The sequence below is a fragment of the Pseudomonas sp. HLS-6 genome (assembly GCF_002753995.1).
GTDB classification, from domain to species: Bacteria; Pseudomonadota; Gammaproteobacteria; order Pseudomonadales; family Pseudomonadaceae; genus Aquipseudomonas; species Aquipseudomonas defluvii.
The window spans coordinates 127,211-140,946 of the sequence record NZ_CP024478.1; the positions used below are offsets into that span (position 1 = coordinate 127,211).

At 58.6% G+C, this 13,736-nt stretch carries 12 protein-coding genes; 5 read left to right on the forward strand and 7 right to left on the reverse strand.

What is annotated here, in order from left to right; translation table 11 throughout:
- The first annotated feature begins 6 nt into the window (after positions 1-6).
- The 5 genes from CS390_RS00605 (at position 7) to CS390_RS00625 (ending at position 5,914) form a co-directional block, all read left to right on the forward strand.
- A complete protein-coding gene (locus CS390_RS00605) occupies positions 7-783 on the forward strand; it encodes an N-acetylmuramoyl-L-alanine amidase (RefSeq protein WP_065759054.1) in 777 nt (258 codons plus the stop codon).
- A gap of 75 nt (positions 784-858) precedes the next feature.
- Positions 859-2,478 carry an EAL domain-containing protein gene (locus CS390_RS00610; protein WP_065759053.1) on the forward strand — a complete coding sequence of 540 codons (1,620 nt, stop codon included), beginning with the start codon at positions 859-861 and terminating at the stop codon, positions 2,476-2,478.
- Positions 2,479-2,508: 30 nt separating this feature from the next.
- The gene (locus CS390_RS00615) at positions 2,509-2,667 is read left to right on the forward strand and encodes a DUF1328 domain-containing protein (protein WP_065759052.1); all 159 of its coding nucleotides are present in this window, start codon (positions 2,509-2,511) and stop codon (positions 2,665-2,667) included.
- Between the two features lie 576 nt (positions 2,668-3,243).
- Positions 3,244-4,575 carry a glutamate/aspartate:proton symporter GltP gene (gene gltP, locus CS390_RS00620; RefSeq protein WP_065759051.1) on the forward strand — a complete coding sequence of 444 codons (1,332 nt, stop codon included), beginning with the start codon at positions 3,244-3,246 and terminating at the stop codon, positions 4,573-4,575.
- 109 nt (positions 4,576-4,684) lie between these two features.
- Positions 4,685-5,914 (forward strand): nucleoside recognition domain-containing protein, encoded by a 1,230-nt coding sequence (locus tag CS390_RS00625; RefSeq protein WP_099773245.1) that lies wholly within the window; start codon positions 4,685-4,687, stop codon positions 5,912-5,914.
- Here CS390_RS00625 and CS390_RS00630 read toward each other — a convergent pair.
- From CS390_RS00630 to CS390_RS00660, 7 genes are all read right to left on the reverse strand, one after another.
- A complete protein-coding gene (locus CS390_RS00630) occupies positions 5,896-6,519 on the reverse strand; it encodes an ABC-type transport auxiliary lipoprotein family protein (protein WP_065761304.1) in 624 nt (207 codons plus the stop codon). The two genes, CS390_RS00625 and CS390_RS00630, sit on opposite strands and share 19 nt — an antisense overlap.
- Positions 6,516-7,454: an MlaD family protein gene (locus CS390_RS00635; protein WP_065761303.1), complete on the reverse strand. Its 939-nt coding sequence runs from the start codon at positions 7,452-7,454 to the stop codon at positions 6,516-6,518. The genes CS390_RS00630 and CS390_RS00635 overlap by 4 nt, the downstream gene beginning before the upstream one ends.
- A 1-nt stretch (position 7,455) precedes the next feature.
- The gene (locus tag CS390_RS00640; RefSeq protein WP_065761302.1) at positions 7,456-8,250 is read right to left on the reverse strand and encodes an ABC transporter ATP-binding protein; all 795 of its coding nucleotides are present in this window, start codon (positions 8,248-8,250) and stop codon (positions 7,456-7,458) included.
- A complete protein-coding gene (locus tag CS390_RS00645) occupies positions 8,247-9,392 on the reverse strand; it encodes an ABC transporter permease (protein WP_099773246.1) in 1,146 nt (381 codons plus the stop codon). Before CS390_RS00645 ends, CS390_RS00640 begins: the two co-directional genes overlap by 4 nt.
- Positions 9,393-9,435: 43 nt before the next feature.
- A complete protein-coding gene (locus CS390_RS00650) occupies positions 9,436-10,458 on the reverse strand; it encodes a DUF5924 family protein (protein ID WP_065761300.1) in 1,023 nt (340 codons plus the stop codon).
- 98 nt (positions 10,459-10,556) lie between these two features.
- A complete protein-coding gene (locus tag CS390_RS00655) occupies positions 10,557-11,945 on the reverse strand; it encodes a pitrilysin family protein (RefSeq protein ID WP_099773247.1) in 1,389 nt (462 codons plus the stop codon).
- Positions 11,946-11,977: 32 nt separating this feature from the next.
- Positions 11,978-13,636, reverse strand: coding sequence for a Na/Pi cotransporter family protein (locus CS390_RS00660; protein WP_065761298.1), 1,659 nt, complete (start codon positions 13,634-13,636; stop codon positions 11,978-11,980).
- Between the last annotated feature and the right edge of the window lie 100 nt (positions 13,637-13,736).

A 13,736-nucleotide genomic window follows, 5' to 3' on the forward strand; every position in this document is an offset into this window, starting at 1 on the left:
CTTGCCATGAAAGCCTTCTTCTGCGCCCTGCTGCTTCTGTCTCTGGCCGGTTGTGCAAACACCCTCCAGATTGACCGAAGCCACCCATCCGTCAACCAGGACAGTCGTATCCAGTTTGTTGTCCTGCACTACACCAACGCTTCGCTGGAGCGTTCACTGGCGTTGTTGACCCATGGTGAAGTCAGCAGCCACTACCTGATCGGTGATAAACCAGCGACCATCTACCAACTGGTAGACGAGAACCGCCGTGCCTGGCACGCCGGTGACAGTCAATGGCAGGGGCGTACCTGGCTCAACTCGAGCTCTATTGGCATTGAGATCGTAAACCCAGGTTTTACCGATACACCGTCTGGACGTGTCTGGCACCCCTACTCCGAGGCGCAAATACAGGCGCTGATCCTGTTGCTCAAGGACATCGTAAAACGCAATAACATCGACCCACGGCATATCATTGGGCATAGCGATATAGCGCCATCACGCAAACTCGACCCCGGCCCTCTGTTTCCCTGGAAGCGCCTGGCCGATGCCGGTGTTGGTGTATGGCCTGATGCCGCTGCCGTTGCACAGCAGCGTGCCCGTTTCGATGTGAGCCCGCCGAGTATTGCCTGGTACCAGCAGCAACTGGCACGTTTCGGCTATGCCATCGAGCAAACCGGGGTCAATGATGTCAGTACCCGGCACGTGTTGGCTGCCTTCCAGATGCGATTCCGCCCGCAACGTTTTGATGGCGTGCCCGATGCGCAGACGGCGGCAATCTTGCAGGTGCTCAACCGCTCCCGCTGATGGGCGCCGCCCAACGGGCAGGCTGATTCGTCAGGCAGTTGCTATACCTTGTGGTATTCAACGGGATATCGCCTGATGTCATCTGCCTTCGCCGCGTTGCGCAGCTTTTTCCTTCGCCCCTGGCTACTGGCCGCTCTCGCGGCCTCGGCCAGTGCGATCCTGTTGCTGAGTGCCAGCCTTGGTGTGGCCATGCACCAGATTCAGCAAAGTGAAAGCGAGCAGATGAATGCGAAGGGGGAGCGCTTTCTGGAGCGGCTGGAGCAGATCTTCAGTCAGCTGCGTGAAGGTGTGGATCATCTTCAGGCTCAACCGCTGCGAGGGTGCACTCCGCAGATGTTGGCAGCCTTGCAGCAGGTTGGCTTCAACAATCGCTTTGTCTTTGAAGCCGCCTATATAGATGGAGACACCCGCTGCTCCAACCGCTTGGGCGAGCACAGCACAGAGCCTGTACGGCCCCCGGACATTCAGGGGCCGACCTACAGCTATTGGTTGAACACCAGTGCCGAACCGAACGATAACCTGGCGGCATTGATGCTGGGGCGTGGGCATTTCCGTATCTCGACTTCTCGTGGGCACCTGAGCGATGTTGTTGATCTGCCACCAGGCGGCAGCCTGTTGGTGGTGCTCGACAACGGCATGCGCGCAGTACCCGTGTTGGGGCCGGCGCAGGCATGGCCACCCTCCTCTGATGGGGCACTCGACGTTGCAAACGCCATGCTGGAGTTGCCCGATCATCTGGTCTATCGGATGCCGACCAAGTCTCCGGACTATCAACTGGTGCTGATTACCCCCAAAACCAGCCTGCCGCTGAAAATGAATGGCGTCATCTGGTTGTTGTTCCCAGGTAGCCTGCTGCTGGCCTGGTGCATCGGCTGGTTGGTACTGCAGCTGGTACGTCAACGTCAATCAATGAGTTCGGAGCTGCAGGGGGCGTTGCGGCGAGGTGAGTTGCAGGTGCTCTATCAGCCAATTCTCGAACTCAACAGCCGACGATGCGTGGGGGCCGAGGCGCTGGTACGGTGGCGCCATCCCGATGGCACGTTGACCAGTCCGGACTTATTCATTCCTTTGGCGGAAAACACCGGCCAAATTCGCCAGATCACCGACTTTGTGTTGCAGCGCGTGCTGGAGCAGTTGGGGCAGTTGTTGCGCGCCAACCCTCAGTTGTACATCTCGATTAACCTGGCAGCGTGCGATGTGATGGTGCCACGCATTGGTCGTGTGGCTGCTCGTTTACTGGCACTGCACCGCGTCGCGGCCAGCCAGATCGCTTTCGAGGTGACTGAGCGCGGGCTGATTGATGTGGTAGTCGCACGGGATAACCTGCAAGCACTGCGCTCGGTTGGTCACCAAGTGTTGATCGATGATTTTGGCACGGGCTACTGCAGCCTGGCCTACCTGCAGACACTGCCGGTCGACTGCCTGAAGATCGACAAGGCGTTCATCGATGCTCTGGGCCACGATGCCGCCAGTAGCGGGGTTGCGCCGCATATCATTCGCATGGCGCATGCCTTGCAGTTGCGGGTTATCGCCGAAGGTATCGAGTATGAGGATCAGGCGCTGTTGCTGAACAGCGAGGGTGTGAACTACGGACAGGGTTGGCTGTTTGCGCACCCCCTCAGCGCCAGGCAATTTGCCGAGTTGGTGACCCGAGGTCGGCGCAGGGGGCCGCGACGGATCGATGATGAGGCCTGAACCTCCTCCAATATACGACGGAGAATCATCATGTTGAGTTGGGCTATTACTTTCCTGATTATCGCCATTGTCGCTGCTGTACTGGGCTTCGGTGGTATCGCGGGTGCAGCGACCGGCATCGCCAAGATCCTCTTCATCATTTTCCTTGTGCTGTTCGCTGTGTCCCTGTTTTTCGGTCGACGTGGATGACGAAGCCAGTCAGGCGCTCTGTTTAGGGTTCTGTACGTTTCAGTGTTGGCCCGGGTACTGAGTGGATATCCGAAATGCCTGTAGAGGTAATGGGCATCACTTTGGCTTTTTTGGGTTGTTTCCTACAGCGGATGTCGAAGTGTGTGTCTTGTTGACCGTACATCGATATTTTTTTAGCTGACCCCTCCGACAAATTTGGAGCGTTTCACGCATTCGGATTGTCGAACAACGGCATTCATCACCCAAGCGGATATGGCTGAATTGGCCTAAATATGGCGCTTTGGCCATCTTCGGAATTCCGAACGCCTCTATTTCAACCCTTTCAGACGTTCGTTTTTAGCCTTAATCATCATGCCGATTCGGCATAGGGCAATCGTTTACGGCATTAGACGTTACCCTCTCGCGTCGGAATAGTTGCGCCTTTTTTCGCTGACCCGAGCGTTCTTTCGCTCGCCTGCGGTGACCTTCTACGGCGCTATTGCCTGCTGCGATCAATCGACTCTTGAAGGCTTTCAATAGCTCTAGGTCGGGGTTTTCAGCGCAATGCCCGTGACCACTTGAAGAAAGGGTAACGACATGAAGAAGGCAAAACTAAGCCTCGCTTGGCAGATCCTCATCGGTTTGATTCTCGGGATTGCAATCGGTGCAGTGCTGAATCATTTCAGTGCAGAAAAGGCATGGTGGATCAGTAACGTTCTTCAGCCAGCCGGTGACATCTTCATTCGCCTGATCAAGATGATTGTTATCCCGATCGTGATCTCTTCACTGGTCGTGGGTATCGCCGGGGTTGGCGATGCGAAAAAACTGGGCAGTATTGGCCTGAAAACCATCATCTACTTCGAGGTGGTCACCACCATCGCGATCGTGGTCGGCCTGCTGTTGGCCAACCTGTTCCACCCAGGCGCCGGCATCGACATGAGCACGCTGGGTACGGTGGATATCTCCAAGTACCAGGCAACCGCTGCTGAAGTGCAGCATGAGCACGCGTTCATCGAGACGATCCTCAACCTGATTCCGTCGAACATTTTCGCAGCGCTGATGCGCGGTGAAATGCTGCCGATCATTTTCTTCTCCGTGCTCTTCGGTCTGGGCCTTTCGAGCTTGCAGGCGGATATCCGTGATCCGTTGGTGAAAACCTTCCAGGGCGTGTCCGAAGCCATGTTCAAGGTCACTCACATGATCATGAACTACGCGCCAATCGGTGTGTTTGCGCTGATCGCGGTCACTGTTGCCAACTTCGGCTTTGCTTCGCTGCTGCCGCTGGCCAAGCTGGTACTGCTGGTTTACTTCGCGATTGCCTTCTTCGGCTTCATGGTGCTGGGCCTGATCGCTCGTTTGTTCGGCTTTTCGATCCTGAAGCTGATGCGCATTTTCAAGGATGAGCTGGTTCTGGCTTACTCCACTGCCAGCTCTGAAACGGTATTGCCGCGCGTAATCGAGAAGATGGAGGCCTACGGTGCACCGAAGGCCATCTGCAGCTTCGTCGTCCCGACTGGCTACTCGTTCAACCTCGACGGTTCGACCTTGTACCAGAGCATTGCTGCGATTTTCATCGCTCAGCTCTACGGCATCGACCTTTCGATCAGCCAGCAACTGCTGCTGGTACTGACCTTGATGGTCACCTCCAAAGGTATTGCTGGCGTTCCGGGCGTATCTTTCGTGGTACTGCTGGCCACCTTGGGCAGTGTCGGTATTCCGCTGGAAGGCTTGGCTTTCATCGCCGGTGTAGACCGCATCATGGACATGGCCCGTACCGCGCTGAACGTGATCGGCAACGCTCTGGCGGTACTGGTTATCGCTCGCTGGGAAGGCATGTACGACGATGCCAAAGGCCAGCGCTACTGGAACTCGCTGCCGCACTGGCGCAGCAAGGAAGCAGTACCTGTCGGCAAAGTGGCGACCAAGTAAGTCGCTGCATGATCTGATTAAAAGCCCCGACGTGTCGGGGCTTTTGCTTTTCTGGCGTGCCCCCAGCCTGGCCCGCTATCATTCGGCCCACTGTGTGGGGGAATAACTGATGCTCAACGGCCTCTGGCTTGGATTTTTCGTGGTCGCTGCCGTGTCGGCGCTGGCGCAATGGTTAGTGGGCGGCAACGCCGGGATCTTTGCCTCCATGGTCGAGAGCATCTTTGCCATGGCCAAATTGTCGGTCGAGGTCATGGTGTTGTTGTTTGGTACCCTCACCCTCTGGCTGGGCTTTCTGAAAATTGCCGAGAAAGCCGGTGTGGTCGAATGGCTGGCCAAAGTACTAGGCCCATTGTTCCAGCGCCTGATGCCGGAGGTTCCCCCCGGCCACCCGGCATTAGGTTTGATCACCCTGAACTTTGCCGCCAACGGCTTGGGCCTGGATAACGCAGCCACGCCGATCGGGCTCAAGGCCATGCGGGCGCTACAGGAGCTCAACCCCAGCTCAACCACCGCCAGTAATGCGCAGATTCTCTTTTTGGTACTCAACGCCTCTTCGCTGACGTTGTTGCCCGTCACCATCTTCATGTACCGCGCACAGCAGGGGGCGCTGGACCCGACGCTGGTGTTCCTGCCGATCCTGCTGGCGACCAGTGCATCAACGCTGGTCGGCCTGCTTTCTGTGGCGGTCATGCAACGACTGCGGCTATGGGACCCGGTGGTCCTGGCCTACCTGGTGCCTGGCGCGCTGCTGCTCGGTGGGTTCATGGCGCTGCTGGCTGGGCTTTCGGCTACAGCCCTGGCGACCCTCTCGTCAATCATGGGCAACTTGACCTTGTTCGGACTGATCATGCTCTTTTTGCTGATTGGCGCTTTCAAGCGGGTCAAGGTGTATGAAACCTTCGTTGAGGGCGCCAAAGAAGGGTTTGACGTCGCCAAGAGCCTGTTGCCCTATCTGGTGGCAATGCTCTGCGCCGTCGGCGTATTGCGTGCCTCTGGAGCCCTTGAGTTCGGTCTGGACGGTATTCGCTATGCGTTTGACTGGTTTGGCTGGGATACCCGCTTTGTCGATGCGTTGCCGACCGCGCTGGTCAAGCCATTCTCTGGCAGTGCTGCCCGCGCGATGTTGATCGAGACCATGCAAAGCCATGGGGTAGACAGTTTCCCTGCGTTGGTGGCTGCCACGGTTCAGGGCAGCACCGAAACCACATTCTATGTACTGGCCGTGTATTTTGGCGCAGTGGGTATCCAGCGGGCCCGACATGCCGTGGGTTGTGCGCTGCTCGCCGAATTGGCCGGTGTACTGGCGGCCATTGGCGTCTGCTACTGGTTCTTTGCCTGAGCTTGTGCGGCTTGGCGCACGGTCCAATCAACCAGTTGCGCCATCAGTCGGTCGCTGGCCTGGCCAAAGCCTTCGACGACAGCGGGTATCTGTTTATCGCTTAGCGGTTGACGCACCTCGAAGCGTTGGCTGGCCAAAATTCGCTGGGTGTGCCCTTGTACCAGGCGCGCATCAAAGCGGATCACCACGTTGAGCCCCTGCGCGCCATACTCGCTCTGGAACGATTGCAGCTCGCCGGCCAGCTCGTAGTCGGCTTGCAGGTTGCTATCGTCTGCGCTGAGCCGCTGTACCCGACCATCGCGCTGGAAAGCATCGAGCATGCGGTTGCGCAGCAATGTGGGCGCCGGGTCACTCCAGCGGGCGCCCTTGTAGCTGCTGATCAGATCACCTTGAGGCACCACAGCAATACGCGGGCTGTTCAGCACTTCACTGGTGAGCGGTTTGTTCAGACGCAGCGACCAGTCTAGTGGCGCAACGCCGCTGGTGCCGTGCTGGACCTGGTGGGTCGGCAGGCGGTAGACATCGGATGGGTCGGCCTGGGGCAGAATCGAGCAGGCACTGCTCAGGCTTAGCGCTAATGCCAGTACCAGGCGGTTACGCTTCATGGCTCGAACTCCTTGTTTTTGTCACGGCCCAACAGATAGCCACTGGGGTTGGCTTCCAGGCGCCGGGAGATTGCCTTCAATGCGGTCAGGGTGTCTCGCAGTTCTCGAATGGCCGGTGCCAGTTCATGCAGGCCCTGCGCACCCTCATTGATGGCTTCGCGATTGTCGTTGAGCATGGCGTTGAGGGTTGTGGTACTGCTGGCCAACGACTGCATTGCCTGTTGGGCATTACCGACGATTTGTGTGCCATGGCTGCTGAGCAGGCCATTGGCATTGCGCATCAGTTGGCTGGTTTGCTCCAGCGTGGCGCTGGCCTGCTTGCTCACCTGTGCCAATTGCTGGATGGCGAGGCGAATGTCGTCGCGCTGCTCGGCAACCGAACCGGTGGTTTGCTCCAGATGCGCCAAGGTATTGCTCAGCCTTGCGGCATTCTCCTCGGAAAACAGCTGGTTAGCATTGTGCAGCAGTTGGTTGATGCTGCTCATCAGGTCATTGCTGTTGCTCATAAGACGTGCAATCGGTGATGGCGAGGCGATGATCACCGGGAGTTTGTGCCCTACCCCTTCCAATGCTGGGCTCTGTGGCGTACCGCCACTGAGCTGGATGATCGAGGTACCGGTGATACCGGTCAGGGCCAGCTTGGCCTGGGTGTCTTCCTTGATCGGGGTGTCGGCGCTCAGCCGGATGCGAGCCAGTACACGGCGAGGATCCTTTGGGTCGAGGCGCAGGTTGATGACATCGCCAACCTTGATCCCGCTGTATTGCACCGAACTGCCTTTGGACAAGCCGGAAACGGTCTCGTTGAACACCACTTCATAGTCCTTGAAGGTGTTATCGACACTGGATTTGGCCAGCCACAGGCCGAACAGCATGGCGCCAGCCACGACCAGCACGGTGATCAGCCCGATCAATACATGGTGTGCACGGGTTTCCATCTCAATCCTCCTTGAGCGCTGTGGCGGCCTGGTAGGCCGCACGGCCACGGGGGCCATGGAAGTAGTCTTGAACCCAGGCGTCCTCGGTATCGGCAACTTGAGCGATTGGCGCGGCAACCAGTACTTTTTTCTGTGCCAGCACCGCGACGCGATCGGTGATGGTGTAGAGGGTGTCCAGGTCGTGAGTGATCAGAAACACGCTCAAGCCCAAGGCGTCACGCAAGGTCAGGATCAATTGGTCGAAGGCCGCCGCACCAATAGGGTCGAGCCCTGCGGTAGGTTCGTCGAGAAAAAGGATATCGGGGTCCAGGGCCAGTGCCCGTGCCAGTGCTGCGCGCTTGATCATGCCGCCAGAAAGAGAGGCCGGGTACTTGTCTGCAGCCGACAAGGGCAGCCCGGCCAGAGCCAGCTTGACGCCCGCGAGCTGTTCGGCATCTGCGCGGCACAGGCCGGCATGTTCGATCAGCGGCAAGGCGACGTTCTCAGTGACCGTCAGCGAGGAGAACAAGGCCCCTTTCTGGAACAGTACGCCAAACCGTCGTTCGACCTGGGAGCGCTGCGCTTCGTCCAACTGGTTCAGGTGCTGCCCGAACACCCTTACATCGCCTTCGTCGGGACGCCGCAGGCCGATGATGCTGCGCAGCAGGACGGATTTGCCACTGCCTGAGCCTCCGACCACAGCAAGGATTTCGCCACGGTACAGATCGAGGTCGAGGTGTTCATGCACGCTCTGGCTGCCAAAGCGATTGCACAGGCCCCGGGCTTCAATCACGGTTTCGCGTGGTGGCGTACTCACCAGCCCATCTCCATGTAAAACAGGGCCGCAATGGCATCCAGCACAATGACTACAAAGATCGACTGAACCACGCTGGAGGTTGTGTGCGCACCTACCGATTCGGCACTGCCGGAGACCTTGAGGCCTTCCAGGCAACCAATTGCAGCGATCAGGAAAGCAAAAAACGGGGCCTTGGCCAACCCGACCAGAAAGTGTCGTACATCGATATCGTTTTGCATCATCGAAAGGAACATGGCCGGCGAGATGTCCAGGGACAAGGCGCAAACCAGCCCGCCGCCGACGATGCCGCAGAGCATTGCAAGAAAAGTGAGTAGTGGCAGTGCGATCAACAAGGCCAACACCCGTGGGATGACCAGAATCTCGATGGGGTCCAGCCCCAGCGTGCGAATGGCATCGATTTCTTCGTTGGCCTTCATCGAGCCAATCTGAGCGGTGAACGCACTTGCGGTACGCCCCGCCATCAGGATGGCGGTCAACAACACACCGAACTCTCGCAGGAAAGAGAACGCCACCAGGTCGACGGTAAAAATGCTGGCGCCGAACTTGACCAGCACTGTTGCCCCAAGAAAGGCCACCACGGCGCCAACCAGAAAGGTCAACAGTGCGACGATCGGCGCGGCGTTAAGGCCGGTTTGCTCAATGTGTGCGACCACCGAGGTGAGCCGCCAGCGTTTTGGCTGTAACAGTAGGCGTCCGAAGGTGGCGAGAATAAGGCCAACGAACCCGAGCAGGTGCAGGGTATCTTGTTTGAGGGTATCGACGGCACGACCGATGCGTTCAAGCAGTTGCACCAGCACGTTCCGCTCGGGTGTTTTCACCGGTATGCAGTAGTCTTGCAGCGAGCAGTAGACCGTTTTCAACAGGGCGCGGTTGGCCGCTGGCAAGTGCGTGGCGGTTTCGGTCAGTTGGGCCAGGCGCTGGGTACCCAGCAACTCGACCAGCAGTGCGGCACCTGCGGTATCCAGCTTGCCGAGTTGATCAAGCTCGATCCGCGTTGTGCTGTCGTACTGCCCTGCCAGGCTTGCAGTGTGCTGCTTCAGGCTGGCGTAGTTGGCCAGCGTCCAGTCACCCGTGATCCGCAGACAAGCTGGGCTGCTGGTGGTGTCCAAGGTGGCATTGGCAGTACTGGTCATAAGCTCCATGTGATCCGAGAGGCGCTCCAATGCGCAGCCTCAGAGCATAGCGCTACTGAGCGGTGCTCGCTTGACCGTCGTCAACTACCCGGAAGCGCAGCACGCCGATGAGCTGACCATCTTCGGTCAACACCCTCACCTGCCAGCGCCCGATGGGGTTGCTCGGGAAGTTCTGCTTGTGGGTCCAGGCACGGTAGCCTTCCTTGCGCCCGCCATGAATGTCCAGCGCGATGCGGTCGATCTCGTTGCCGTTGAACTGCCAGACATGGTAGATCCGCTCATTCAAGCCCCGTGGGGCATTGATCGCTGTGTAGGCATACAGACCGCTGCTGCGGATCTGACTGGCACTCACTTGTTTGAGGCTGGCGCCGGGGGTGCGGTTTTGCACCTCGGTGCTTATCGCGACATCGTTCAGCCATAGCGTGGCAGGCGGCACCCACGAGCGCAGTAGCCAACCGCTGCCACCCACGGCCAGTGTCACGGCTACCAGCATGACCGCGCGGCGCCAGTGGTTGATCGGAAAACTGCTGGCCAGGCTGGGGAACGACAGCAGCATGGCCGCACCCAGTGCCAGCTTGAAGCTCTGTGCTGTGGTGAGGTGCAGGATGATGGGCAGCGCAGTAAGCAGCGCCGCGAACAAGGTCAGGGTGTGCAGAGCAAGAAACAGTGAGCGCCGTGGCGCCAGCCACTTGTAGTACAACGGATCGATGATCGAAATCAGCCCGGCTGCGGTCAGTAGCCCGGTGAATACCAGTTGGCCGCTGTTCCAGGTTGTGGTGATGAAAAAGAACGGCAGTACGAAGAACAGGCTTTCCTGGTGGATCATCTGCGTGGCATAGCGCAGCAGTGGCTGCGGAATTTCGCGCTTGAAGACCTTGGCGAACAGCTGGGTGAAGGTGTTCTCCAGCATCAGCCAGACCCAGCTGACCAGCATCAGAATGGCAATCCAGCTGGCCAGGCCTGCTTGGCGGTCGACCAGAATGAAACTGGCAATACCGGAAATGAAACCGCCAAGGGCAATAACCCCTGGGTAGCGCTTGAACAGTTCGATCAGGCGCTGGATGACGTGAGGCATGCGGGTATTCGCTGAAGTCAGGTAAAAACCCGCACAGGATAACGCTGTTTATCCGTAATGGCTTGTTGTCATCCCCCTTGAGAGGGCCTTTGTCGCGCCTATTGGCCGCGGCGGCGTTTATGCCAGACAAACCCAGCCAGCAGGATCAGCCCGAGCAACCCGGCCAACAGGCGGTAAATGCTTTCGTAACCCAACGCCGGCTTTTCAATGCGCAGGTACCCAGGGTCGGCAAACAGTTGGCGCATGGCCTGGTTGGTATCCTCCAGGCTGACCTGGCGCAACTTGCTTACCGGGTCTGCAAAGCGCCCATCGGCATAAGCGCTCAATGCACTCCAGTAGTAGTCGGCCAAGGCTGCATTACCCTGAGTGGTCCATGCTTCACGGTCGATGGCTGCCTGTTTGATGCGTTCAAACGTTGCAGGATCCAGTCCATTCTGACGCAGTCGCTCGATCAGTTTTTGGAGCAGCACCTCTGCTTCATCGACGCTCTCGCGATCAAGGTCGGCATTCAGGCTCATTACACTGCTATTGCCGAGCATTTCACGCTGGCTGGAAGGGCCATAGGACAGGCTGTGTTTGAGGCGTAGTTCGCTGTACAGCGCCCAGTCCAGGTAGCGTTGTAGCAGGTTGAACGTTTGCTCGCTGTCACCCTCAAGCACTGGCTCAAGGAACATCCAGTGCAGTTTGGCGCTGTTACCGAGCCACCCGCTGGTCAGCACGCGCTTTGCCTCGGCCTTGTGTACAACGGTCTCCAGGCCCCGTCGCTCGCTGGGGTCGACCGGGTCGACCGGGTCGAGCTGGCCATAGGTCCGTTCCAGATAGGCCGGCAGCAGGCGGTCGAGGCCACCGACCATGATCAGGGTCATGTTGTTGGGCGCATACCAGCGCGCACGCACGTCATCGACCTCTTCCAGTGTCAGGTCGTCTATAGCGGAGCGCTCAGCGCAGGTAAGTCCCAGTTCAACTGCCAATTGTTCGCTGGGCCCGTGGCCGAGGTCCTGACGGTCGAGCCAGCGTTGCAGGTGCGAGTAATGCCCGCCATCTTCGCGTTCGACGATTTTTTTCGACAGTTCAAGTGCATTCTCGTCGAGCTGAGACTGGCTGAGAATCGCCAGCAACAGATCAAGGACCTTGCGTTGATTGCGGGCCGGCGCCTCGATTACGAAGGTCGTGTCGGCGCTGCTGGTGTAAGCATTCCACTCGCCACCAAGCGCTTGCATGCGTTCCTCAAGACCACCCTCGCCGCTGTCGTCGATACCGCTGAACAACAGGTGTTCCAGCAGGTGCGGCAGTTCCCGGCGGTCGCATGGGAAATCGTCGAAGCCGACGCCCACGACCAGGCGGATCGACACATGGTCGCGTTCATAACCCGGCTTGAGTATGACCTGCAGACCATTGGGCAGCAGGTAACCTTCTACCTGGGAGCGATCAAGGGCGAAGCTGGGCGTGCAACCCAACAGTAGGCAAACAAACAACAGGCAACGCATGGCGAGCTTCCTTGCGGGAGTTCTTGGATCGTTCAAGGCGAATGGGCGTCGTCAGGTACGCTATCGATCAACAGGGCATCAGTGTCTGAACCACCCAATACCACATAGGCACTACTGCAGAACAGCGAGTTCAGGCGCTTCATGTCGGCGATCAGTTCCAGGTGCAACGAACTGGTTTCGATACTTTGCACCACTTTATGTTGCAGTCGGCTGACATGGGCGTGTGCGAGGCGGCGCTCCTGGGCGCGGAATCGACGTTTTTCCCGTAACAACTGGCGCGCACTTTCCGGGTCGGCGCTGAGAAACACCGACAGGCCCAAGCGCAAGTTGGCCAGCAACTGAGTGTGTAGCCCCGTCAATTCTTCCAGGCCAACCTCGGAAAATTCACGGCGCTGCGCGGTCTTTTGTTGCTGCACCTTGCGCAGCATGCGCTCGATCAGATCGCTGGCCAGCTTGAGGTTGATTGCCAATTCGATGATTTCCGCCCAGCGTCGACTGTCTTGTTCGCCCAGGTCTTCGCGGGGCATTTGCGCCAGGTACAGTTTGATGGCGTTGTAGAGCCCCTCAACATCTTCGCCCAGGCTGCGCATCTGTTGGGTCATTGCCGTTTGGGTACCGCGCAGAACGCCGAGCATGGCATCAAGCATGCTGTCGACCAGATCACCCATGCGCAGGGTTTCGCGTACCGCGTTGGCCAGTGCCAGGCTGGGGGTGGCGAGTGCGGTGGGATCCAGGTGACGGGGCTGGGCATGGCCGTTAGTTTCCTCGCGAAGTGGCAACAGCCAGCTACACACGCTTGCCATGGGCTTCACAGTCGGCAGCATCAACAGGCACCGCACGCTGTTGTAGAGCAGGTGGAAACCGATCACCAGTTCCTGAGGACTGAAATTCAGACTGTCCATCCATTTCACCAGCGGGCCTAATGCTGGAATGATCAGAAGCAGCCCGATCAGCTTGTACAGCAGGCTGCCCAGGGCAACCTGGCGACCTGCAGCGTTCTGCATACTGGTGCTGAGAAAGGCCAGCAGGCCACTACCGATGTTGGCGCCAATCACCAGGCCGATGGCGACAGGCAGGCTGATCAGTTCTGCACCCGCCAGGGTTGCCGTCAACAGTACGGCCGCCAGGCTGGAGTAAGACACCAGGGCAAACAGGGCCCCGACCAGAGCGTCGAGCAAGATATCGCCGGTCAGCGAGGCAAACAGCACCTTTACGCCTTGGGCATGAGTGATCGGCGCCGCTGCTTCGACAATCAGTTGAAGGGCCAGGATGATCAGCCCAAGGCCAATGCCGACGCGTCCCAACTGGCCGGCTCGGGTCTGTTTGCGCGACAGGAAGAAAATCACGCCAAGAAAGATCAGCAGGGGTGACAGCCAGGACAGGTCGAATGTCAGTACGCGGGCCATCAGGGCTGTGCCGACGTCGGCACCCAGCATGATCGCCAGTGCCGGGGTCAGTGTCATCAGGCCTTGCCCAACGAATGATGTCACCAGCATGGCCGTGGCGTTGCTGCTTTGCACCAGGGCGGTGACCAGAATACCGGCAATGAAAGCTAACGGGCGTCTGGCCATGTTCTGGCTCAGCACCCGGCGCAGGTTGGAGCCGTACACGCGCAGAATGCCGGTACGCACGATGTGTGTGCCCCAAATCAGCAAGGCCACGGCCGACAGCAAATTGAGCAGGGTCAGCATGTGAAAAGGCCCCCTGTTGAATGTGCCCCAAAGGAGGCAAGTGGATGATGCCGTGAGCCTGGCCTGGTTGCAGGCGGTTCTTTTCCAGTACTCACTTAAG